This is a genomic window from Stenotrophomonas indicatrix, assembly GCF_050573115.1.
Taxonomy (GTDB): domain Bacteria; phylum Pseudomonadota; class Gammaproteobacteria; order Xanthomonadales; family Xanthomonadaceae; genus Stenotrophomonas; species Stenotrophomonas lactitubi_A.
The window spans coordinates 146,318-168,883 of the sequence record NZ_JBNYZT010000008.1 but is presented as its reverse complement, the minus strand read 5'-3'; the positions used below and the strand labels follow the sequence as shown (position 1 = coordinate 168,883).

The following is a 22,566-nucleotide window of genomic DNA, read 5'->3' as shown; positions in this document are numbered from 1 at the left end:
GCTCGGCTCTACATAAGGCGCGCAAGCGCATTGCATCAGCCACGCACCATCCCGTTAGTCCAGGAACGAGTCGATGACCGCAGCCACTGCACCTGCCGTACCCGCTTCCACCGCCCCGCGCTGGCCCGTGCGCTATCTGCTCTTCATCGGCGGCCTCGGCGGCCTGCTGTACGGCATCGACATCGGCATCATCGCCGGCGCCCTGCCCTATCTTGAAGCCACCGCCAGCCACGCCTGGCAGCTCAGCAGCCAGCAGCTCGGTTTCGTCGTCGCCGCGGTGCTGCTGGGCAGCGTACTGTCCTCGCTGTTCGCCGGCATGATCGCCGACCTCATCGGCCGTCGCGGTGCGATGCTGCTGGCCGGCATCCTGTTCACCGCCAGCATCCCGATCATGGCGCTGGCCTCGGGCTACACCCCGCTGCTGCTGGGGCGCCTGCTGCAGGGTGTCAGTGGTGGCCTGATCGGCGTGGTGATCCCGCTGTACCTGGCTGAAGTGCTCAGTCCAGAACGGCGCGGCCGCGGCGCGGCGATGTTCCAGCTGCTGCTGACCGTCGGCCTGGTGTTGGCCGCGTTGATCGGCCTGTACCACGCGCATGCCGTGGATGCCGCCGCAGAGTCGGTGCGCTCGCTGCCGGTCGCGCAGCAGGCGCAGGAACTGTTCACGGTGAAGGACCACGCCTGGCGCACCATCTTCTGGACCTGCCTGGCGCCGGGCCTGCTGTTCTGCGCCGGCATCTTCTGGCTATCCGAATCGCCGCGCTGGCTGGTGCGCCGTGGCCGCATCGATGATGCCCGCCGCAGCCTGCAACGCGTGCTGCCCGCTGCCGACGTCGAGCCCACGCTGGCGCAGATCCAGGCACCGGAATCGAGCAGCAGCAACGGCAAGCGCGACCCGCTGCTCAGCCGCCGCTACGTGGTGCCGTTCGTGTTGGCCTGCGTGGTGCTGGCCTGCACCCAGGCCACCGGCATCAACTCGGTGCTGGCCTATGCGGTGAACATCCTCAACCAGGCAGGCCTGTCCGGCTCGGTCGCCAACGGCGCCGACGTGGCGATCAAGCTGCTCAATGCAGTGATGACCGTGGTCGCGCTGCTGCTGGTCGACCGCAAGGGCCGCAAGTTCCTGCTGATGCTCGGCAGCGGTGGCATCTGCGTGGCCCTTCTCGCGGCCGCCACGCTGTTCTTCCAGGCCGAACGGGGCCGCGCCGACGTGCAGCCGCAGCTGCAGGCCGCGGTAAGTGGCGAGGGCCTGCAACTGGTACTCGACGACGTGCAGTGGCAGCGACTTGCCGGTGGCATCGACCGCGAGGGTCGGCCGCTGCAGCTGACGGTGTCCTACGCCTATGGCGACTTCACCAACGTGCGCGCCCTGCGCAGCGACAACCTGACCGACCGCGAGCTACGCATCGAACGCGCCGGCACCGTGCAGCCGGACAGCGTCATCGGCGCGTTCTTCCGCACGTTGCACCTGAATCCGTTCGCCGACCCGGCCAGTGCCGCGCACGCGCCGCTGCGCATCGAGCAGGCACGCATCGGCCCGATCCCGCCGCCCGCGCATGGCTGGGCCGTCGCCACCTGCATCCTGGTGTTCGTCGCGTTCTTCGCCGTCGGCCCCGGCGTGTGCGTGTGGCTCGCGCTGTCCGAGCTGATGCCCAACCGCATCCGCTCCAACGGCATGAGCATCGCGCTGCTGATCAACCAGTTCGTGTCCACCACCATCGCCGCGATCTTCCTGCCGACGGTGGGGCACTACGGCTACGCCAGCATGTTCCTGTTCTGGGCGGGCTGCACGTTCGTGTTCTTCCTGGTCGCCGCATTGTGGCTACCGGAAACCAAGGGGCGCTCGCTGGAAGAGATCGAAGCCGGGTTTGCCCGGTAGCGGTCGACCTTGGTCGACCTCCGCGCGCAGCGCGGAGGTCACATGGCTGGATCAAAGCGCAGTCGACTTTCAGTCGACGCTAGCCAACGCGCTGCCGCAGCGAAGTAGACCTCAGCGCAGCTTCCTCAGCTTGAACGCCACCAACACCTGCAGCGCGCCGTACAGCAGGCTGCCGATGCCGATCCACAGTGTGGTTACCGCCACGCCGGCATACGGATTGGCTGCGAACAGCAGGCCCAGCACGATGGCCAGCACCCCGCTGAGGATCAGCAGCCACTCCCCCTGGATCTGCTTGCGTACGCGAATGGCGAAGACGATGCGATAGATGCCCGCCACCAGCAGCCATGCCGCCAGGAACAGCACCAGCACGCTGGCGGTGGCCAGCGGATTGATCACGGCCAGGATGCCGAAGCCCAGGGAGGCGACCACGTAGAGCAGCAGCCATCCGCGCGAGGCGCCGCTGGCACCGGTGATCAGCGCCAGCAGGCTGATGACGCCCTCGACGATGGCCATCACACCCAGCGTCCACGCCAGCGCGATGGCCGCCGACATCGGCCAGCCGATCGCGATGATGCCGAAGCCCAGCGCGACCAGACCGTACAGCAGCAGGATCCACCAGCTGCGTCCAACGGCCGACAACAGGGGAGACAAGGGGGAATTCATGACCACTCCTTCGATCCGGGTTCGTGGCCATCCTAGCCTTTGCGGATGAAAGGGGCGATCACGGCACGCGAGCGCAGACCCACGCCCGTACATCTTCAGCCCCCACCAGCCGCAAGGTCTCTGCGATCTCCAGTACGGTACTGCCAGTGGTCATCACGTCGTCGACGATGGTCAGTCGAGCCGGTACAGCGCCGCGCACATCGAAGGCGTCGAACAGGTTGTCGCGGCGCTGCTCGGCGCTGCGTTCGGACTGCGGCGCGGTGTGGCGACGGCGATACAACCCGCGCCACGTCGGCAACGGCAGCAGACGACACAGCTCAGCGGCCTGATCGTAGCCACGCTGACGCAGTCGCTTCCGGTGCAGCGGCACGGGTGCCAGTGGCGCGCACGACCACGGCGGCGAGTTGCGCAGCATCAACTGCGCAAGCAGTCGCCCTGCAGACAGGTCCTGGTGGAACTTGTAGCGGACCAGCAGTTGATCGACCGGCGGCAGGTACAGCAGGCTGGCATGGGTCGCGGTCTGCGGTGGCGGCTCGTCGCGACAGGTTCCGCAGATGGGCAGGGCTACATCCGGCAGCGGCAGCGCGCAGCGAAAGCAGGCGCGACCCGACCACGGTAGATCAGCGAGGCAGGCGGGGCAGAGATCGAGAGTGTCATGGCCACGCTCGCCGCAGACCAGGCAGCGCAGGGGCAGCAGGAGGCGAAAGGCGGCCGGCAATAGCTGCCCAAGGGAAGAAGGCAGGGAGAAGCGCATGCCGCAGCATCGCCCTGCACGCTCAGGCTGCCCATCAGTGAAGTAACTGGACGCATGTCAGTGCAAGGCGCGTTGCCCGATGGGGCTGCACCTTGCCGCCAGCCTGCATCGCAGCCGCTACCGCGCGCTTCCATCCACATACGGCCGCGACTGCAGAACCAGCACTTCATCGCCCACCAGGGCCCACTCGATGTCCTGGTCCACTCCGCCCAATGCCTGCTTGGTCTTGGTACCGATCCTGGCAAGCCGCGCGATCAGCGCGTCGGTCAGCACCTGACGTGAGGCGGTGATGGGCACTTCGTGAACACTGGCGGCTGAGGTCTGTACGACGTCTACACGCTGGCATCCAGGATCCGGCCGTGACCGGCCTACGCAGAGCTCGGGTGAGCATTACGGCGCATCCGACAACTCATGGGGAAACGGTGAGCGAACATAAGGGAGATCCTCCTTTCGCGATGCGCCGAACGCTCTGTAGTTGGAGCGACCTTGCATCAGGCTGAGACTCCCATTGGGTCCGTCGCGTACAACTCCAGCATCGTGATCATCCTGACCGTCATCCTCCCAGAAGCAGACAGCGCAAATTCTGACTGTCCCGCGCTCGTCGAGCGTCCTGTGGCCGCAGCATGGACAGCGCAGAGGAAGATCCGGAATATCCATCATTCAGCCTGACGCTTGAGCCAGGCGCTCAGCGAGATGAATTCGATTCCATCGAATGGTCGACGCGTGATACGAACTGCATCATTAAGCTGATCGAGTCGATTGGACATATCCGGAATTTTCCACTTCGTTCCCATCAATAGTGCAGCCAGACATCAGCTAGGGCGATTCCGGATCGGAAGTGACATTGTCCCCACTCCGACACAGGGCTATCAACCACCGGGTGATTGCGGCGAGGAATACACACTCTGCACTCCTGGATCCAGCACCAGCCGCTGAACAAACCCGCTCTGCGGATCCTGCACCAGCTATCATCAGCATAGGCGCAGTTGCCCTGGATGGATCTCTACCGCATGGACGGACTGACGCTTGTCAAAGCAACTGCGCATGACGCGGATGTGGTCTTCAGACTGATGCAGCTGTACTACTTCGAAGCTTCGGCCTGGAGTGATGAAGAGATCCGTGCCGATGGTCTCTACGACTGCGCATTTGCCGATGTCCAGGCCCGGCTGCAGGAAGAGCCCGAGTGGACCCGTCTGCTCTGGCTCGATGGCCTGCTGTGTGGATTCGTCCAGGTGGATGACGTCGAGTTCCAGGGGCGACGCCTGCCAGAGTTGGCGGATCTGTTCATCCTTCCGAAGCACCGCGGTAAAGGCATCGCATCTGCGGTGGTTGCAGACCTTGTGCGGCCAACAACGGGGGAATGGTTGCTGGCCACATTCCGCAAGGATCATGCAGCGCACGCATTCTGGGAGCGGAATCTTGCAAAGATGGGAATGGCGTACAGCGTCCCAACCGGGTCCGAAGGAACAGATTTCCGTTTGTTCCTGATCAGGGCGATATGACGAAGGGGAGCGCCTGCGCGATCGGCTATGCCTGCGGTCCGCTTCCGGCCCGACGCGTTACTCGCTCAGGCCTCGCTGATCAGGCTTCCCGCAAGCGATGTGGTTGGCTCAAACGCTGAACAAGCAAAGCCGCAAAGCGGCTCTGGCCTTTAGTCGACAATCAAGGGCTGTCCTGTCTGGTGGCGACGCCAAAGGCAAAGGACTCAAGGGGAACGTCCTCACCAGCCGAATAGAACAGGGTGCCGCCCTTTTGCTTGAATCCGTGAAGCAGGTCAAGCGCCAACGAGGATGCAAGGCAAAGGGCCTGAAACGAGCTGCCGCCATGAGCGTCCTGGAGGCTTTTGCAGAGTGGCCGTACTGCCACCGAACACGCCCACTCGTGAGGGTCATCCCCGACGTGATATGGCGTTCCGATTTCGATGTGAATTTCGAACGCCTCTTCACCCGGACGTTGGGCCCACATCACTTCATTGGCAATCACTGCGTTCATCTGAACCGCCTCCTCAGGGTTCGCCCATGCAAGCGTCCACCTTGCCTCGCGTTCGACCAGAAAGCCGACCCGCGCCCCCTACCGCATCCCGCAGGTCGCACCGATACATTGCCCGTTCTCCATGAACCGCACCTGCGAGTGCCCTGGCTCCCCGGTAGGGGCCGGCACCCCCGGTGCCACGAAGAACGTCGCCGCGTGCGCGCCATACAATCCCGCCGGGATGGCGAAGGCCTTCAGCACGGTGTAACTACGGAAGGGCACGCCCTGCTCCCGCTCTGCGTTGACGCCTTCGATGCGCGGGATGTCCGCTGCACCGCCGTTGCGTCGGCCGCCAGCCTCCCATGCGCGCAGGTCGGCCACCGTCGTCGGGCGCAGTACCCCGCTGCGCAGCGCGGCATCAATACCGGCCTGCCCTGCTGGCGGTGCGCCCTTCAGCTGGAAGTCCGCCACGGGCTTGGCCGTGGCATCGGTCACCAGTTGCGCCCCAGGCGGCAACGTGCCGATGACCGCCCGGCCGTCGCGTGCCGCGTAGGCCACATCAACCGCGCGACCGAACACCTCGCGGGCCAACGGATTGAGCTTGTTCGAGCCCTCCCCTCCCACATAGGCATAACTGCAGGGGCCGCGATCCTCGTAGGAGCTGATCAGCACCGGCACGCCAGCGGGCAGTCCGGTCAGCCGTTGCCGGTGATAGCCCGTCACCAGCACCGCCGCTATCTGCGTACCGCGCGTCCAACCGACGCTCCACACGGTGGGTTCGTAAGCGCCCAGCAACAGCACCACCCGCGCGTTGGGCTCGTGCACGGCCACCTGGATGGTGGTGGCCTGGTGGCCGCTCTGGTCGATCTGGAAATCCGCTTCCTTGCCGCCGTAGGCCCCCGCCGCATAGACCTTCGCGTTGGCCGGCAGCACCAGGCCGTCGATCCGGCAGATGCTCGGCGGGGTATCCACCGTCACCGGAGCGTCGAACGAGAAGGGCTGGGTGTCCGCATCGGAATGCACGATCACGGGCGCTACCTGGATGGGGTCCGCCGACATCGCGTCCGCAGCGCCAGGTGCGTGGGCTCCCTGCCCTGCTGATGCCTGCACATTCGGCTCGGACAGTGTTGGTTCGGTGCACCCAGCCAACAGCACCATCCCGGCGACCGCGACGTACATTCTGGTGCCGGAAATGACGTTGCGTTTCATGTTGTGATCCTTCGTGGCAAGGAATCGGGCACTGATCGGGAACAGCTTGCCTCATGCAGCCGCCGGTCCTTGGCGGGTTATTTCAGGAACGGCTGAACATCGACAATCCGCACGTCGTGCATCTGCTCGAGATACGCATCCAGGTACGCCTTGTGTGAGGCACCGACAATCACCAGCGTACGCATTCCCGGGGTCGGTCCCATCAGGTCGCGGATGTTCGCCGCCATGCGCAGGTTGCGCGTCTCCCACGAGGTGACGTAAAGGCGCCCGTAGCCCTGCGGAGACGGTTCCTCCAGCGCGGCACCGTAGTCGCTTTGGAAGGTGACCGCTGCCACGTCCGGTGCGTTGTAGCGGCGATACAGCGCAAGTGCTTTCTGCGGCATATCGACCTGCGCTTCCAAGTCGCCAAACATTGTCCGCCGCTGCTTGCTCGCCGGGTTGTCCCAGGCCTTCCTGACCGCAACTGCATAGGCCTTGGGATCAGGGCCAAACTGGTCGGAGCTGTGGTCATCCATCGGCCACAACCGCTCGTGGCCAAGACGGGCGGCGAGGGCCGCGGCGATGAGCGTGTTCTCATTGCGGCTGACACGCAGCGCTTCCAAGGCCGCAACCAGATCCTGGTCCAGACCGTCGCCTGCCTGCCGATCCGCTTCGGGGAGGCGCAGCCATTGCACCAGTGCCGATTCGCGTTCACCGGCAGCCAGGAACGTAGCGGCAAGCACGCGCCGTTGCGCGGCCGTGGGATGCGTGGGCCAGGTCGCCAGCATCGTCTCTGCCGCCGCGTTCGCCGCCGGCACATCGAGGCCCGTTGCTTTCTCCGCCGCCGACACATCGGGGCAGTAGTCCTTCACCGTATATCGGTAGCGGGAAGGGTATCGCCGCAGCATGTCGCACTGCTGGCCCGATACCGCCTCGATCGCGATGGCCTTCGGCTGCCACGCTGCGAGCCGGTCGATCAGGGTACCCAGTGACGAGGGCTCGAAGGTTTCCGGCAGCACCGCCAGATGCGCGGTACCGAGCACCATCACTTCGTTCGGCACCCCGCGCTGCGGCCCTTTGTGGGCGCGCGGGTCGAAGGTCTGTGCCTGTGCCGTTACTGCGAGCATCCCTGCCGCCAGCAGCGAGCCGTTCAATACGCGTCGTCCCCACATCCCCTGCATCATTCCCTGTTGCATATGGCTCGCCGTTGAAGCGCTTGTACAGCGCGTAGCGGCGCAGATTCCATCGCCGCCAGCGCTTTGTCAATCGTCATGAAGCTGCTGCTGCAGGACGCGGCCGACGCTTGAATGTCGGTCACAAGGGATCAGCGGAGCGTACCGATTGCGGGATCGCCTCAAGCCTCGAACTGCCTGGCTGCACTCTGCTGGGCGGGTAGTCGCAGCGCTGCGCGCGTTCGCCCGATCGTGGCCGCGATCTCCTGTTCAAACCCGCCCCCGGACTCCAGGCAGCGCAGCAGGTCGGCAGCCCTCTGCTTCAGCTCAATGGCCCATGCCACGTCATGTGGATCGGCAATCACCTCTGAGAACAGCAACCCGCTGCGTTCGACGTCGCCAGCCAACCCGGCCGACACCGCCGAGTGGTACGTGTTCCATAGCGTGGGCGATGCATTGGCAGTCATCCATGCGAGCGCGTGGGCGACCGAGGGGAAGCGCTCGCGCAGCGCCAGCACTTCCTGTTCCGCACGTCTGGCCAGCAGCGTGGCCGCCGCGGAGAACTGCTCCTCGCTGGTGAACTCGTGGAAGCCTTCCACCCGGTGCCCGGCGTCGAACGAAAGAAAATCCTTCTCATGCCAGAGCCAGCACGCTCCAACATTCAGATAGCTTCCCTTCCCCCACGAAGATGGCTGGAACTCGACCACGCCGATCCACCACCCCTGGTCGTCAAGCCAGATTCTGGACCGCCCCTTCTGCACGCAGCCCAGAGGGCGCAGCATTGTTCTGGCTGCGGCAGTGATCATTCGAGAGTGCTGGGCGGTCGACATCGAAGGCATCCTTGCGCTTGCGAGCGTTCATGGAATCCTACTGGAAGCAACGATGACCAGCACCATTGCATCGGCGAAGAACCTCCCCACTCGACTCTACATTGCAGGTCGTCCGATTCATACGAGAGCGCAGAGACGTCGGTGGAAACGGAAAGGGTGCCGGCTGCGAGCACCGCATACCGCATGACTACGATGCCGTACGCAGCGTGAGACTTCCGCAAACGACAGGGGATAGTGGTTTTGAATCGATGACCTGCCGATTCACTCCATCATGCGCTCGCGCCAACGGCGCTTCTCCACGGCCCGGATGTTGGGCTGCGGGCGTAGTACATCCAGATATCGAGAAAGATGAAGCAATTCGTCGTCATCAATATCACCAGTGAACTCCCGCACCTGTATCAGATTTCCGTAGTTTTTCGCGTACTTGCTGGGAGTGTCGTCAATGCCGATCATCTGTTCCAGCGTAAAGCCTAGACGTTTCAGCTTGGCCAGGCGCTTCTGGCTGGTGTAGCCGCCGGTCTCCCAATCACGCGCAGTACTGCAGCGCTGGGACGACCACAGGAACTCCAGCGTGCGCCCTGGCATCAACCACGCCACCAGTGGCTCGGCATACAACCTGCCGGAAGATGTCCACACCCCTACGTTGAAGTGCGCGAATGCGAAATCCAGGAAGTCGTCAACGTAGGGACGCTTGTAGACGTGGTAGCCCACCACTTGAGTATCTGCAGGGCGTTGCAACTGACGCGCACTGGCATGAACCAGCGTTTCATCGAGATCGAGCACCAGGAGCTTTCGGTCAATTGCGGGCATGCTTCCGGTCCGGTCTCGTTCGATGCTCAGCGGCATCTGTAAAAGAAAAGTACTCGACAAGGTAGCGGCTTGGTCCGCCGCCTTTCAACAACATGCTCCGCGGCTTCAGCAGCATGCTGGATACCCTGGGCCAGCCCACACTGGTGGTGAGATGCTTGGTGTCAGGCCGGCCAGGGGATTGGTTGCCCTGGCTGAGATAACCCTCCGCCGCTTGACAGGCAACCAGGATGTCCGGAGTCTCCGCACGATGACTATCGACGTTGAACACCTGAGCCTGCGCGAACTGAACGCCCTTGTGGCTGCTGCCGAGCAGCGGAGGGCGCTGGTCGCCAGCCGCCGCCCCGTGGCCGTCGTCCGCCGCAAGCTGATCGCCTTTGCAGCGCAGTGCGGCTACACGATCGAGGAACTGATCGGCACCGCGCCCACCGAGGCCACGGCGCCGGCCAGAAAACCTGCCGCACGACGCAAGCCCGGCAAGGTGGCCGCCAAGTACCGCGATCCGGACAACAAGCGCAACACGTGGTCGGGCCGCGGCCGGATGCCGCGCTGGCTTGCCGAGAAAACCAAGCATGGCCGTAGCCCAGCCGACTTCCTGATTCCCGGGCTGGGCCGGTCCGACGCACGCAAGACGAGCACGATTGGCCAGAGAACGGTCTTCAAACAAGGCTGATTCCAAGCACTGGGCGCTCGGAGCGGACGCTGGCCAGCCCTCACGGCGGCGTCTCATCGCTGAACCGTGCAGCTAGTGCGCGTGTTTCCACGTACGACGGTGCATCCGCTGGTCTGCTTGCTGCGTACCTTCCATGCCCCCATGCCGGGGGTGGAAGTACTCAGGAGACGCATCATGCACGCTCTTCTTCAACGTATCGCGCTCACCGCCAGCATCGCCGTGCTCTGCGGCACCGCTTCAGTCAGCTTCGCCGCTGATACGGTGATGGTCGGTGGCGCTGCGATGTACCCGAACAAGACCATCGTCGAGAACGCCCTCAACTCCAAGGACCACACCACGCTGGTGGCAGCCGTGAAGGCCGCCGGGCTGGTGGACACGCTCAATGGCAAAGGCCCGTTCACGGTCTTTGCGCCCACCAACGAAGCATTTGCCAAGCTGCCCGCAGGCACGGTCGACACCCTGGTCAAGCCGGAGCACAAGGCAGACCTGACCAAGATCCTGACCTACCACGTGGTCGCCGGCACCCATACCTCTCAGCAGCTGACGGCCGACGCCAGGAAGCATGGCGGCACGGTGTCGCTGAAAACGGTGGAAGGCGAGCCACTGACCGTGAAATTGCACGACGGCGCGCTTTGGGTGGTTGATGCCAAGGGTGGCAAGGCCGCCATCAGCATTGCCGATGTCAGGCAGTCCAATGGCGTGATCCACGTCGTGGACGCGGTGCTGATGCCGAAGTGATCTGATGCGCCGGGCGGGCATTCACGCGAGTGCCCGATCCGGCGTGGACTGGCACGGCCGCGCGTCTGCAAGTATTGGCGCCGTCGGCGGCATCCGCAGCGCTTGCCGGATGTGGCAGAGGTCATGCTCCAAGACGATTGAGTACGTGCACCAACTCCAGCTGGTTGCAGCCTCCGGCGGGGAGCACGCCATCCACGCCCGGCACTCCTATCTCGAACCCATATTCCACGTCCTCGAAGTACAGCAGGCCCTGTGGGAAATGAGCCACGACCAGCACCGGCTCAATCAACCCTAAGCGATGCAGCCGCACCGGATGGATTGGCACCCTCAGCAACGCAAAGGCTGATTGTTGCTGCGGCGAGCAATCCTGCAGTTGGCGCGCAATCAACGCTTCCAGTTCCTGCATGGTCATCGGTTCCCAGCTGTCCACGTGGACTCCTGCAGTTTCACTTCCCGCTGTCGGGAGCATCAGCGTGTCCTTCGTACCTCGCTGTAGCGCATGCGCGACAGGTCGCCGACAGCCTCCAGCACGCCCCGCTCAACCAGCCTGCGCACACGCCCTGCGTAGAACACATCTGGAATTCCCGGTTGACGTTCGGGGTCCAACGACATCGCCGTGGCCACGACATAGGCGACTTTGCGGACCTGATCGTCACACCGGGACAGCAGCTGCTGATCGATCCACGCAACGTCTTCGTCGGTCAACGCTGCGATGCGATGCCGCTGCTCGTCGGTGAGGTGCGCATCGCTGTCCGGTGCGTCGTCAGCATCAGGTAACCGGCCATTTACAACCAGCAGGCGAACCAGTACGGAAAAGCCAAAGTTCGCCAACTCCGCCTCAGACAGGCCTTTGGGGTCGGCAAGCATGCCTGCTGGATAGTCCTTGGAGGTAAAGAACGTGTGGTGCTGCCACATACCGGCGGTGTCCGATTTCCGCAGGTCATCCACTACCACGCGCAGGCCTCCATCAGGCAGATCAGCCAGGCTGCACAGCACAGCGTTGAGACAGGTTGCGGCGTTCTGATGCGGGTTCATGCCGATTCTCACGTTCCATGTGTAGCGGCGAACTTAGCACCGCCGCATTTGATTTGGGCGATGGCATTCTGTAAACCACAAATATAATCAGATGGTTGACAGAAGTCCCGACCCCACCCAGACTGCGCCCTCGCTCCAGCCCTTCCAAGGTCCCGCCATGGCAACCGCCATCCGCCACGACTGGCACCACGACGAACTGCAGGCGCTGTTCGACCTGCCTTTCCCGGAACTGCTGTTCCGCGCCGCCACCGTCCACCGCGAGCACTTCGACCCGGCCCAGGTGCAGGTCTCCACGCTGCTGTCGGTGAAGACCGGTGGCTGCCCGGAAGACTGCGCGTACTGCCCGCAGGCGCAGCGCTACAGCACCGGGGTCAACGCGCAGAAGCTGATGGAGACCGACGCGGTGCTGGCCAAGGCACGCCAGGCAAAGGCCGCCGGTGCCTCGCGTTTCTGCATGGGTGCGGCCTGGCGTTCGCCGAAGGACCGTGACATTCCGAAGGTGGCCGCGATGATCGCCGGAGTGAAAGCGCTGGGCCTGGAAACCTGCGCCACGCTGGGCATGCTCAGTGGCGAACAGGCGCGCGCGTTGAAGGACGCCGGCCTGGACTACTACAACCACAACCTCGACACCGCGCCGGACTACTACGACTCGATCATCCACACCCGGCAGTACCAGGATCGCCTGGATACGCTGGGCCATGTGCGCGATGCGGGGCTGAAAACCTGCTGCGGCGGCATCGTCGGTATGGGCGAAACGCGCGCGCAGCGCGTCGGCCTGCTGCTGGCGCTGGCCACGTTGCCGGCGCATCCCGATTCGGTGCCGATCAACAAGCTGGTGCAGGTCGCCGGCACGCCGCTGCATGGCAGCGCCGAGCTGGACCCGTTCGAGTTCGTGCGCATGATCGCCGTGGCCCGCATCGCCATGCCGCGTTCGATGGTGCGGCTGTCGGCCGGCCGCGAGGCGATGAGCGACGAACTGCAGGCGCTGTGCTTCCTGGCCGGCGCCAACTCCATCTTCTATGGCGACAAGCTGCTGACCACCGGCAACCCGGAAAGCGAGCGCGACATGGCCCTGTTCGCACGGTTGGGCCTGCAGCCGATGGCGGTACAGGTTGACGCCGACGGTCACGACCATGGCGGCACCGTCCATGCCGATATCAGCGCCGATGCCCCCGGCTGCGGCTGCGCCCACGCGGCCTGAGCCGGCGGCCAAGCAGGCGTCGCGGCAACGCGCTACCCTAGCCGCCCCGTCGCCGCATCCAGCCGCCATGGCACGCCCCGACCTGACCGCCCGCCTCCAAGCCCAGCGCGCGTTGCGCGATGCACAAGGCCGTCGCCGCCCACGGCGCACGGTCACCCGTCGCGATGGTGTGCGCCTGGAAGTCGATGGGCGCTGGCTGACTGGCTTCTGCAGCAACGATTACCTTGGCCTGGCCCAGCAGTTCAGCGTGGTCAACGCGCTGCAGGATGCCGCCGCGCGCGAAGGTGCTGGCGCCGGTGCTTCGCACCTGGTCTGCGGCCACCACGCACTGCATGACGCCTTGGAGCGCGAAGTGGCCGAGTGGCTGGGTTACCCACGTGCGCTGCTGTTCGGCAGCGGCTTCGCCGCCAACCTGGCGGTGCAGCAGGCGCTGCTGAGCGAAGAGAACGATGTCTGCGTACAGGACAAGCTCAACCACGCCAGCCTGCTCGATGCCACGCGGCTGGCCGGCGCGCGCCTGCGCCGCTACCCGCACCTGGATGCGGAAGGTGCGATGCGCCAGCTCAAGCATGCGCCCGATGGCGCGGCGATGCTGGCCACCGATGGTGTCTTCAGCATGGATGGCGATATCGCGCCGCTGCGTGCGCTGTCGCTGGTCGCGCGCCTGCAGCAGGCGTTGTTCTACGTGGACGATGCGCATGGCGTGGGCGTGCTTGGCGATGGCCGTGGCGCGGTCGCCACCGCCGGCCTGGGCGTGGACGATGTGCCGCTGCAGCTGGTCACACTGGGCAAGGCGCTCGGCGGTTCCGGCGCGCTGGTGCTCGGCCGCGAAGACCTGATCGAGCATCTGGCCGAAACCGCACGCCCCTACATCTACACCACTGCCATGGCGCCGGCATTGGCGGCATCCGCGCTGGAAGCGGTGCGTCTGGCCCGCCGCGATCATTGGCGGCGCGCGAAGCTGGCCGATCTGATTGCACTGTTTCGCGGCGAAGCGCGCCGTCACGGGCTGGATCTGATGGCATCGGAAACGCCGATACAGCCGTTGCTCTGTGGCGACGACCACACCGCCGTGGCGATGTCACAGGCGCTGGAACAGGCCGGCTGGCTGGTCGGCGCGATCCGCCCACCGACCGTGCCGGAGGGCAAGGCGCGCCTGCGCGTCACCTTGTCTGCGCTGCACACAACCGAACAGGTGCGCGGTCTGGTCGAAGCCATCGCCGTGGCACGCGACCGCGTGGCCTTTGCCGCGCGCGAAGTGCTGCCACCGTCGTTGCCGGCGCTGGCCTGAGTGATCGTGTAGTTCCCCATGCATATCGAAGTGACCGGCCATGGGCCGGACCTGGTACTGATCCACGGCTGGGCCCTGCAGGGCGGCGTGTTTGCGCCGCTGGTGCAGCGTCTGGCCGATCGGTTCACGTTGCATCTGGTCGACCTGCCCGGCCACGGCCACAGCCGAGACGACAGCACGCCGCTGCGTCTGCCGTTCGTGGTCAACGCCATTGCCGCGGCCACGCCGCCAGCAGTGTGGTGCGGCTGGTCACTGGGCGGCCTGTTCGCGCTGCACGCGGCGGCCACGCTGCCGAAGGTGCGTGGTCTGGCGATGATTGCCGCCACGCCGCGCTTCGTGCGCGCTGACGACTGGCCGCACGCCGTGGAGCCATCGGTGTTCGAGCAGTTCGGTCGTGACCTGGCCCAGGACTTCAGTGGCACCCTGGAACGTTTCCTGGCCCTGGACGTGATGGGTTCGGCGCATGCCCGCGAGGAACTGCGCACCCTGCGCCAGCGTCTGGTCGAACGCGGTGCGCCTACCGAACGCGCACTGCGCGAGGGCCTGCAGCTGCTGGAGAGCACCGACCTGCGCGGCGCCCTGCCCGCACTGGGCAAGCCCAGCCTGTGGATTGCCGGCCAGCGTGACCGCCTGGTCTCTCCCGCTGCAATGCAGGCCGCTGCCGCGCTGGCACCGGGCGGGCAGTCGCTGACCGTCGCCCATGGCGGCCACGCCCCCTTCCTCGGCCATGCCGATGAAGTGGCAGCCGCTCTGCAACACTTCGTTGCCGGCCTGTCACCGGCCGATGGCGGACAATGAGCCTCCCTACGCTTCTGCAGGACTGACGCATGGATCTGGGCATTTCCGGCCGCTGGGCACTGATCTGCGGCGCCAGCAAGGGGCTTGGGCTGGGCTGCGCGCGTGCATTGGTGCGCGAAGGCGTGAACGTGGTCATCGTTGCCCGCGGTGACGCTGCGCTGCAGGCTGCGGCTGAAGAACTGCGCACGCTGCCCGGTGCCGCTGAAGTGCGCGCGATTGCTGCCGACGTCACTACCGAGGCGGGCCGCGCCCACGCGCTGGCCGCCTGCCCGCAGGTCGACATCCTGGTGACCAACGCCGGTGGCCCGCCGCCGGGCGACTTCCGCACGTTCGAGCGCGACGACTGGATCGCTGCGCTGGACGCCAACATGCTGGCGCCGATCGCGCTGATCCGCGCCACCGTGGACGCGATGATCGAACGCGGCTTCGGCCGCATCGTCAACATCACCTCGTCATCGGTGAAGGCACCCATCGATACGCTGGCGCTGTCCAACGGCGCGCGCAGCGGCCTGACCGGCTTCGTCGCCGGGCTGGCACGGCGCACGGTCGCCCACAACGTCACGATCAACAATCTGCTGCCCGGCCAGTTCGATACCGACCGCCTGCGCGCCAACTTCGCCCACGCCGCGGGGCAGGATGGTGATGCGCAGGCTGTGGCCGAACGCCGCCGCCAGCAGATCCCCGCCGGCCGCTTCGGTACGCCGGACGAATTCGGCGCCGCCTGCGCCTTCCTGTGCAGTGCACAGGCGGGCTACCTCACCGGACAGAACCTGCTGATCGACGGCGGCGCCTACCCCGGTACGTTCTAAGAGACTTCTGCAATGCCGTCCCACTTCGATGCCCGCCATGTCCGCCGCGCCTTCGCCCGCGCCGCCACCAGCTACGACGCTGCCGCCGCCCTGCAGCGCGAGGTGCAGTCGCGGCTGCTGGAATCACTGGATTACCTGGAGGCGCGCAAGCCGGAGGTGGTGCTGGATATCGGCGCCGGCACCGGTCATGCCAGTGCGCTGATGAAAAAGCGCTGGCCGAAGGCACAGGTGATCGCGCTGGACGTAGCGCTGCCGATGCTGGACCAGGCCAAGCGCCAGGCCGGATGGTGGAAGCCGTTCCAGCGCCTGTGCGCCGATGCCGCTGCGCTGCCGCTGGCCGACAACAGCGTGGACGTGATCTTCAGCAACCTGTGCCTGCAGTGGGTGGACGACCTGCCGGCGGTGTTCGCCGGTTTCCGCCGCGTGCTCAAGCCCGGCGGGCTGCTGGTGTGTTCAACCTTCGGGCCGGAAACGCTGGTCGAGCTCAATGAAGCCTTCGCTGCCGCCGATGACCGGCCGCATGTCAGTCGCTTCGCGCAGATCGCCCAATTCGGCGATGCGCTGATGATGGCCGGCTTCCGCGATCCGGTACTGGACCGCGACCTGTTCACCCTCACCTACGACGATCTGCCGTCGTTGATGCGCGAGCTGCGTGCGATGGGCGCGACCAACGCACGGGTTGATCGCCGCCATACGTTGACCGGACGGGGTCGGTTTGCGGCGGCAGCGGCGGCGTACGAACCGATGCGCCGTGACGATGGCAAGCTGCCCAGCAGCTGGGAAGTGATCTACGCCCATGCCTGGGCACCCGACCCGGGCGCACCGATCCGCGAAGGCGGGCATGACATTGCTTCCGTGCCGGTGTCAGCGATCCCGATCCGGCGCAAGCAGACCTGACGTTCGCGCGCGATCCGCTCTGGTAGAGGCCGACCTTGGTCGGCGCTGTGCTTCCTGTGCCGACCAAGGTCGGCAACTACCAACAGCAGGTCCCGGCCGGCGCCATTGCACGCCTGCCCTCAGGTATTGGCCGGTGAACTCAGCGGCGGCCGCACCAGGTCGCGGTGGAAGAAGTAGATCTCCTGCACCAGGAAGCGCCAGCTGGTATGGAAGCTGCGGAAGCGCGTACTCGGCGTGGACGACGCCAATGCCTGGATGCCCAGCGCCTTGCTCAAGCGCAGCGCGCGCGCCATGTGCAGCGGGTCGCTGACGATGATCACCGAATGCAGCTTGCGCTGGTCCATCAGCCGCTTGGCCTCGACCAGGTTCTGCACGGTATTGCGCGAGGCGGTCTCGATGAGGATCGCGTCATCGGGAATGCCGTGCTTGAGCGCGTAGCGCCGCGCCACCTGCGATTCCGAGAAGCGCGCGCCGGTGCCGCCATAGCCGCCGGTGAAGATCAGCAGTGGCGCGTAGCCGGCGTCGTACAGATCCAGGCCGTGGCGGATGCGCTCTTCAAACACCGGCGAGGGCTTTGAATCATAGGCGGCTGCGCCGAGCACGATGATCGCGTCCGCCTTGGCCGCCTGGTCGCGTTCGCCGACCCAGACGATCCAGGCGGTCACGCCCAGCAGCCAGATCACCAGCAGCACGAACAACCGCCACAACCAACCGAGCAGGCCGGTACGTTCGCGATGGCGGCCGCGGCTCATGGCGCTCCCCAGCGCAGGGCAGGCAGATCGACATTGCCGCCGGACAGCACCAGTCCAACGCGCAGGCCTGCAAAGCGCGCCGGCTGCGCAAGCACCGCCGCCAGCACGATCGCCGAGGACGGCTCGACCACCTGCTTCAGCACGTCCCACAGCAGGCGCATCGCCGCCAGGGTGGCGGCATCATCAACCACGATGACCTCGGCACCCGCGGCCTGCAGCAGCGCGAAGTTGGGCGCGCCGATCAGCGTGCGCAGGCCGTCGCAGATCGTCTGCGGGGCAAATGCCTCCTGCCGCTTGCCGGCTGCCAGCGAACGGGCGGTGTCGTCGGCACCGGCCGGCTCGGCCAGCACCAGTCGGGTGCCCGGGCTGGCGTGCTGCAGGGCCAATGCGGTGCCACTGGCGAGGCCACCGCCGCCCACCGGCACCACCAGCACGTCGAACGGACCCTCGCTGTGCAGCAGCTCCAGCGCGGCCGTGCCCTGCCCGGCCATCACCGCAGGGTTGGTGTACGGGTGAACCAGGGTAGCCCCGGTATCGGCCTGCACCCTGGCGCAGGTGGCTTCGCGGTCGGCGATGGTGGCTGGGCAGCGCCAGAGGGTGGCGCCATGCCGGGCAATGTTGGCCAGCTTGGCCGCCACTGCCCCCTCGGGCACCACCACATGGCAGGGAATGCCACGCGTGCGGGCCGCCAGCGCCAACGCGGCACCGTGATTGCCGGAAGAATGGGTCACCACACCGGCACTGGCGTGATCGGCATCCAGCGACCACACCGCATTGCAGGCACCGCGGAACTTGAACGCGCCGCCACGCTGCAGGTGCTCAGCCTTGAACGCCAGTCGCGCACCGGCCAATGCGTCCAGCGTGCGCGAGCGCAGCACCGGGGTCACGCTGGCATGGGGCGCTATCCGCGCAGCGGCGGCAAGGACGTCATCAGCGCGGGGCAACAGTGAATCGCTCATGACGCAAGATTAACGTATGCCTCCGCGCTGGCGAGGGCGCCATCGGTCATGCCAGCATGCAGTCCTACACCGCCATTCATCCTGGCCGGCGGAATTAAGGGCTGATTCAACGCCGACGGCCGAAGCTGCCTGCATACCCGTCCTCTGGGGGGACCCATCATGAAAACGCGCCTGATGCTTGCCGGTGGCTTGTTGCTGGCCCTGACCGGTTGCACCACTTATGACTATGTCGGTGGCCGCGGCGGTGGTTACTACCACGGTGCGCCGTCGGTGGAATACCGCTACCCCTATGGCTACCCGGCCGACTACGGCTATCCGTATTACGGCGGCGGTGGCTATTACGGCTACGGCGGCCCGTACTACCAGCGGCCGATCTATCGCCCGCCGCACAACAACCATCGGCCGCCACCGCGCCCCGGCAATGGCGGTGAGAACCGTCCGCCGCCGCCGCCGCGCCAGAACAATGGCGGCTCGCCGTGGCGCAACATGGATTCGATGCGTCGGCCGTCGCAGCCCGCACAGCGGGTCGAGCGCCCCTCGCCTCCGCCGCAGGCACGCCCAGCTCCGGCTCCGCGTGCGCCGAGAATGAACAGTTCCCCCTGGCGTGCGATGGATCAGGAGAGATAGCGCACAGTTGCGCGTGTTCCGTCTTGCATTTCACACGGTCCAAGCCTCAATCTACGCAGGTGGTGACGGCCCGCGTCACAAAGTGACAAAAGCGGCAGGACACGTCGCAATCAGCTCTACGTCGATATCCGACAGGAACATCTGGATCCCCCCTGTTCCGGCCCTGTCGGATGTCGGCACCTTTGAAGACGAACGGCCCCGCACTGCGGGGCCGTTCGTTGTTCCGGGGCGCCGCAACGGCATCCACGCATGGCGTGGATCTACGCAGGGGCCGAGCATCAGTAGATCCACGCCATGCGTGGATGGCGCTTTCCCGGCTAAAAAAACAGGGCCGGACAGTCCCCCGACTGCCGGCCCCTCTGCTCCCCCACCGTGCGCCTGTACCGGCCCCTGTTCCAATTCCGGTCACGGGCGCCTGCGGCGCCAGCCACGGTGGGTGCTATTGGGTTATCTGCAAAAATCCTGCCAACTTTAGGGTTGATTTGGACGCAAGCCGGCCGGCGCCGACGTCCCCACCCCGATTGGCGTTAAAATCGCCACCCCGGCGCGCCCCCAAGCTGCGCCCGCCTCCTTGCTGAACAGCCCCCATGATCGATTCCTTCCATCGTTACGACGTCATCGTCATCGGCGGTGGCCACGCCGGCACCGAGGCCGCGCTGGCTGCGGCCCGTACCGGCGTGCGCACCCTGCTGCTGACCCACAACATTGAAACGGTGGGGGCGATGAGCTGCAACCCGGCCATCGGTGGCATCGGCAAGGGCCATCTGGTCAAGGAAATCGACGCCCTCGGCGGTGCGATGGCGCATGCCGCCGACCGCGCCGGCATCCAGTGGCGCACGCTTAATGCGTCCAAGGGCCCGGCCGTACGCGCCACCCGCTGCCAGGCCGACCGCAACCTGTATCGCATGGCGATCCGCGCCATCGTCGAGGGCCAGGCCAACCTGACCGTGTTCCAGGCGGCGGTGGATGACCTGGTCATCGAGGGCGACGCCGTGCGCGGTGTCATCACCCAGACCGGCCTGCGCTTCGACGCCGAGGCTGTGGTGCTGACCGCCGGCACCTTCCTGGCCGGCAAGATCCACGTCGGCCCGACCCAGTACGCTGCCGGCCGCATGGGCGACCCGCCGGCCACCACGCTGGCCGCGCGCCTGCGCGAGCGTCCGTTCCAGGTGGACCGCCTGAAGACCGGCACGCCGCCGCGCATCGACGGCCGTTCGCTGGACTACAGCGTGATGGACGAGCAGCCCGGCGACACGCCGCGCCCGGTGATGTCCTTCCTCGGCTCGGTGGACGAGCATCCGCAGCAGGTCAGCTGCTGGATCACCCACACCAGCGAGCAGACCCACCAGATCATCCGCGACGCTCTGCACCGCTCGCCGCTGTACAGCGGCCAGATCGAAGGCATCGGCCCGCGCTACTGCCCGTCCATCGAAGACAAGGTGGTGCGCTTCGCCGAGAAGGCCAGCCACCAGATCTTCGTCGAGCCGGAAGGCCTGGGCATCGTCGAGATCTATCCCAACGGCATTTCCACCTCGCTGCCGTTCGACGTGCAGCTGGAGATGGTGCGCAGCATCCGCGGTTTCGCCAACGCGCACATCACCCGCCCTGGTTACGCCATCGAATACGACTTCTTCGATCCGCGCGGGCTGAAGGCCTCGCTGGAAACCAAGCTGGTCAACGGCCTGTTCTTCGCCGGCCAGATCAACGGCACCACCGGTTACGAAGAAGCTGCCGCGCAGGGCCTGCTTGCCGGCCTCAATGCCGCACGCCAGGTGCGTGGCCTTGATGGCTGGTGCCCGCGTCGCGACGAAGCCTACCTCGGCGTGCTGGTCGATGACCTGATCACCCACGGCACCAACGAGCCGTACCGCATGTTCACCAGCCGCGCCGAATACCGCCTGCAGCTGCGCGAAGACAATGCCGACCAGCGCCTGACCCCGGCCGGCCGCGACATGGGCCTGGTCGATGACCGTCGCTGGGGTGCCTTCGAAACCAAGCAGGCCGCCGTAACCGCAGAACGCACGCGACTGGGCGCGCTGTGGGCGACCCCGGCCAATGCGCTGGGCCGCGAAGTACAGGAAACGCTGGGCGTTGCGGTCAGCCGCGAAACCAACGTACTGGACCTGATCAAGCGCCCTGAACTGGATTACGCGCAGCTGATGCAGGTGCCCTCGCTCGGCCCGGCCGTGGCCGATGGCAAAGTGGCCGAACAGGTGGAGATCGGGGTGAAGTACGCCGGTTACCTGGATCGCCAGCGCGAGGAGATCGAGCGCCAGCAGCGGCATGAAGCCACCCCGATTGCGGGCGATTTCGACTACGCCATCGTGCGCGGGCTGTCGGCCGAAGCGCTGCAGAAGCTGGAGCGCGTTCGTCCGCAGACCATCGGCCAGGCACAGCGCATTCCGGGCATGACCCCGGCAGCGATCTCGCTGCTGCTGGTGCATCTGGAACGTGCGCGGCGCGGACGCGTGGCGTAACGCGTGTGGCAGCGCCGGGCATGGCCCAGCGCTGCCGATGATCCGGCGCGTCAAGCGCCGCAGTAGATCCACGCCATGCGTGGATGAGGTTCCCGGTACCGACCGGCCCATGCGGTACAGTGGATGAACATGGACGACATCCACCCGATCGCGCCGGACAAGCGCGCCGCCATCCTGGCCACCCTGGCCGACATCGAACGCAGGCATGACGTGCGCGTGCTGCTGGCCTGCGAATCGGGCAGCCGCGGCTGGGGTTTCTCGTCGCCGGACAGCGACTACGATGCACGCTTCATCTACGTGCACCGCCAGCCCTGGTACCTGAGTGTCAACGAGAGCACCGGGCCGGGCGAGGCGCAGCGCGATGTGATCGAACTGCCGATCGACGACGAGCTGGACGTCAGCGGCTGGGACCTGCGCAAGGCGCTGCGGCTGGTATCCAAGTCCAACCCGACACTGATCGAATGGCTGCGCTCGCCCATCGTGTACCAGCAGAACGATGCTGCCGTGGCGCAGCTGTGGGAGGCTGCTACCCGCTTCTATTCGCCACTGGGCAGCTGGTGGCACTACATGAGCATGGCGCGCACCACGTACAGCCGGCATCTCGGCGGCGCGGCCATCAGTACCAAGAAGTATCTGTACGTGCTGCGTGCGCTGCTGGCCTGCCAGTGGATCGAAAGCGATTCCAGCCCACCGCCCATGGCATTCGAGCATCTGCTGGAGCGTTTGCTGCCGGATGGCGCGGTACGCGAAGCGATCGAAGCGCTGCTGGTGGTAAAACGCGCCAGTGCCGAAGTGACGGCAGGTCCCCGCATCGCCGCCATCAGCGATTACATCAACCAGGAAATGGCCAGGCGCGCCGAAGGCCCGGCGTTGCCTGTCGGGCATGGCGATGGTCCATGGCTGGACGGCCTGTTCCGGCAGATGCTGGCCGAGCACGCGCCGGGGTAGGCGCTTCGCGCCTGCCGCCCGTGGTCGCCACGGGGGGGCATCCACGCATGGCGTGGATCTACCGACGCTTTCGCCGCGTATCATCATCACGATTGCCCTG

Annotated in this window: 24 protein-coding genes and 1 pseudogene; 12 read left to right on the top strand and 13 right to left on the bottom strand. The window is 65.9% G+C overall.

The window, feature by feature from the left end:
* Positions 1 to 73 precede the first annotated feature (73 nt).
* Positions 74 to 1,876, top strand: a complete 1,803-nt coding sequence (locus ACQ5SA_RS18095) for an MFS transporter (protein ID WP_499315403.1) — start codon at positions 74 to 76, stop codon at positions 1,874 to 1,876.
* A 111-nt stretch (positions 1,877 to 1,987) separates the two neighbouring features.
* Here the strand turns inward: ACQ5SA_RS18095 and ACQ5SA_RS18090 are convergent, their stop codons facing one another.
* The 4 genes and pseudogenes from ACQ5SA_RS18090 to ACQ5SA_RS18075 all read right to left on the bottom strand — a co-directional run bounded on the left by ACQ5SA_RS18090 (position 1,988) and on the right by ACQ5SA_RS18075 (position 3,950).
* Positions 1,988 to 2,539, bottom strand: coding sequence for an HdeD family acid-resistance protein (locus ACQ5SA_RS18090; RefSeq protein ID WP_353099106.1), 552 nt, complete (start codon positions 2,537 to 2,539; stop codon positions 1,988 to 1,990).
* Positions 2,540 to 2,597: 58 nt separating this feature from the next.
* Positions 2,598 to 3,293 carry a ComF family protein gene (locus ACQ5SA_RS18085; protein WP_499315401.1) on the bottom strand — a complete coding sequence of 232 codons (696 nt, stop codon included), beginning with the start codon at positions 3,291 to 3,293 and terminating at the stop codon, positions 2,598 to 2,600.
* A 117-nt stretch (positions 3,294 to 3,410) separates the two neighbouring features.
* Positions 3,411 to 3,617, bottom strand: a pseudogene (locus ACQ5SA_RS18080) (PEP/pyruvate-binding domain-containing protein); the annotation flags it as partial.
* Positions 3,618 to 3,683: 66 nt separating this feature from the next.
* The gene (locus ACQ5SA_RS18075) at positions 3,684 to 3,950 is read right to left on the bottom strand and encodes a CPCC family cysteine-rich protein (RefSeq protein WP_499315399.1); all 267 of its coding nucleotides are present in this window, start codon (positions 3,948 to 3,950) and stop codon (positions 3,684 to 3,686) included.
* 353 nt (positions 3,951 to 4,303) lie between these two features.
* Here ACQ5SA_RS18075 and ACQ5SA_RS18070 point away from each other — a divergent pair, with 353 nt between their 5' ends.
* Positions 4,304 to 4,795 (top strand): GNAT family N-acetyltransferase, encoded by a 492-nt coding sequence (locus ACQ5SA_RS18070; protein WP_499315397.1) that lies wholly within the window; start codon positions 4,304 to 4,306, stop codon positions 4,793 to 4,795.
* Positions 4,796 to 4,955: 160 nt separating this feature from the next.
* Here ACQ5SA_RS18070 and ACQ5SA_RS18065 read toward each other — a convergent pair whose 3' ends face one another.
* From ACQ5SA_RS18065 to ACQ5SA_RS18045, 5 genes are all read right to left on the bottom strand, one after another.
* On the bottom strand, positions 4,956 to 5,285 hold the full coding sequence (locus tag ACQ5SA_RS18065) for a hypothetical protein (protein WP_499315396.1): 330 nt from the start codon (positions 5,283 to 5,285) through the stop codon (positions 4,956 to 4,958).
* A gap of 78 nt (positions 5,286 to 5,363) precedes the next feature.
* Positions 5,364 to 6,473, bottom strand: a complete 1,110-nt coding sequence (locus tag ACQ5SA_RS18060) for a hypothetical protein (RefSeq protein WP_499315395.1) — start codon at positions 6,471 to 6,473, stop codon at positions 5,364 to 5,366.
* A gap of 77 nt (positions 6,474 to 6,550) precedes the next feature.
* Positions 6,551 to 7,606, bottom strand: a complete 1,056-nt coding sequence (locus ACQ5SA_RS18055; protein WP_499315393.1) for a DUF5694 domain-containing protein — start codon at positions 7,604 to 7,606, stop codon at positions 6,551 to 6,553.
* Positions 7,607 to 7,806: 200 nt separating this feature from the next.
* On the bottom strand, positions 7,807 to 8,454 hold the full coding sequence (locus tag ACQ5SA_RS18050) for a hypothetical protein (RefSeq protein ID WP_499315392.1): 648 nt from the start codon (positions 8,452 to 8,454) through the stop codon (positions 7,807 to 7,809).
* Between the two features lie 261 nt (positions 8,455 to 8,715).
* On the bottom strand, positions 8,716 to 9,264 hold the full coding sequence (locus ACQ5SA_RS18045) for an NIF family HAD-type phosphatase (RefSeq protein ID WP_499315391.1): 549 nt from the start codon (positions 9,262 to 9,264) through the stop codon (positions 8,716 to 8,718).
* A 247-nt stretch (positions 9,265 to 9,511) separates the two neighbouring features.
* On the opposite strand from ACQ5SA_RS18045, the gene ACQ5SA_RS18040 reads away from it, so the two are divergent.
* Positions 9,512 to 9,934: an H-NS histone family protein gene (locus tag ACQ5SA_RS18040; RefSeq protein ID WP_499315389.1), complete on the top strand. Its 423-nt coding sequence runs from the start codon at positions 9,512 to 9,514 to the stop codon at positions 9,932 to 9,934.
* A gap of 174 nt (positions 9,935 to 10,108) precedes the next feature.
* Complete coding sequence (locus ACQ5SA_RS18035; RefSeq protein ID WP_499315502.1) at positions 10,109 to 10,672, top strand: fasciclin domain-containing protein; 564 nt, start codon at positions 10,109 to 10,111, stop codon at positions 10,670 to 10,672.
* 121 nt (positions 10,673 to 10,793) lie between these two features.
* On the opposite strand, the gene ACQ5SA_RS18030 is transcribed toward ACQ5SA_RS18035, so the two are convergent.
* Positions 10,794 to 11,102, bottom strand: coding sequence for a hypothetical protein (locus tag ACQ5SA_RS18030; RefSeq protein ID WP_499315388.1), 309 nt, complete (start codon positions 11,100 to 11,102; stop codon positions 10,794 to 10,796).
* 38 nt (positions 11,103 to 11,140) lie between these two features.
* On the bottom strand, positions 11,141 to 11,707 hold the full coding sequence (locus tag ACQ5SA_RS18025) for a DUF3658 domain-containing protein (RefSeq protein ID WP_499315387.1): 567 nt from the start codon (positions 11,705 to 11,707) through the stop codon (positions 11,141 to 11,143).
* A 157-nt stretch (positions 11,708 to 11,864) separates the two neighbouring features.
* Here ACQ5SA_RS18025 and bioB point away from each other — a divergent pair, with 157 nt between their 5' ends.
* The 5 genes from bioB to bioC all read left to right on the top strand — a co-directional run bounded on the left by bioB (position 11,865) and on the right by bioC (position 16,703).
* Complete coding sequence (gene bioB, locus ACQ5SA_RS18020) at positions 11,865 to 12,908, top strand: biotin synthase BioB (protein WP_499315385.1); 1,044 nt, start codon at positions 11,865 to 11,867, stop codon at positions 12,906 to 12,908.
* 67 nt (positions 12,909 to 12,975) lie between these two features.
* A complete protein-coding gene (gene bioF, locus ACQ5SA_RS18015; protein WP_100553932.1) occupies positions 12,976 to 14,199 on the top strand; it encodes an 8-amino-7-oxononanoate synthase in 1,224 nt (407 codons plus the stop codon).
* An 18-nt stretch (positions 14,200 to 14,217) separates the two neighbouring features.
* A complete protein-coding gene (gene bioH / locus ACQ5SA_RS18010) occupies positions 14,218 to 14,997 on the top strand; it encodes a pimeloyl-ACP methyl ester esterase BioH (RefSeq protein ID WP_499315383.1) in 780 nt (259 codons plus the stop codon).
* Between the two features lie 29 nt (positions 14,998 to 15,026).
* Positions 15,027 to 15,806: an SDR family oxidoreductase gene (locus ACQ5SA_RS18005; RefSeq protein WP_499315381.1), complete on the top strand. Its 780-nt coding sequence runs from the start codon at positions 15,027 to 15,029 to the stop codon at positions 15,804 to 15,806.
* A 12-nt stretch (positions 15,807 to 15,818) separates the two neighbouring features.
* Positions 15,819 to 16,703, top strand: coding sequence for a malonyl-ACP O-methyltransferase BioC (bioC, locus tag ACQ5SA_RS18000; protein WP_176022262.1), 885 nt, complete (start codon positions 15,819 to 15,821; stop codon positions 16,701 to 16,703).
* Between the two features lie 119 nt (positions 16,704 to 16,822).
* Here the strand turns inward: bioC and ACQ5SA_RS17995 are convergent, their stop codons facing one another.
* On the bottom strand, positions 16,823 to 17,455 hold the full coding sequence (locus ACQ5SA_RS17995) for a YdcF family protein (RefSeq protein WP_099819815.1): 633 nt from the start codon (positions 17,453 to 17,455) through the stop codon (positions 16,823 to 16,825).
* Entirely contained in the window at positions 17,452 to 18,414 is a 963-nt protein-coding gene (locus ACQ5SA_RS17990; protein ID WP_499315378.1) for a pyridoxal-phosphate dependent enzyme, read from the bottom strand. The genes ACQ5SA_RS17995 and ACQ5SA_RS17990 overlap by 4 nt, the downstream gene beginning before the upstream one ends.
* Positions 18,415 to 18,573: 159 nt before the next feature.
* Here ACQ5SA_RS17990 and ACQ5SA_RS17985 point away from each other — a divergent pair, with 159 nt between their 5' ends.
* The 3 genes from ACQ5SA_RS17985 to ACQ5SA_RS17975 all read left to right on the top strand — a co-directional run bounded on the left by ACQ5SA_RS17985 (position 18,574) and on the right by ACQ5SA_RS17975 (position 22,466).
* Entirely contained in the window at positions 18,574 to 19,041 is a 468-nt protein-coding gene (locus tag ACQ5SA_RS17985) for a hypothetical protein (protein WP_089237625.1), read from the top strand.
* A 587-nt stretch (positions 19,042 to 19,628) separates the two neighbouring features.
* Positions 19,629 to 21,518 (top strand): tRNA uridine-5-carboxymethylaminomethyl(34) synthesis enzyme MnmG, encoded by a 1,890-nt coding sequence (mnmG, locus tag ACQ5SA_RS17980; protein ID WP_499315376.1) that lies wholly within the window; start codon positions 19,629 to 19,631, stop codon positions 21,516 to 21,518.
* Positions 21,519 to 21,647: 129 nt separating this feature from the next.
* Positions 21,648 to 22,466 carry a nucleotidyltransferase domain-containing protein gene (locus ACQ5SA_RS17975; protein ID WP_499315375.1) on the top strand — a complete coding sequence of 273 codons (819 nt, stop codon included), beginning with the start codon at positions 21,648 to 21,650 and terminating at the stop codon, positions 22,464 to 22,466.
* The last annotated feature ends 100 nt before the right edge of the window (positions 22,467 to 22,566 follow it).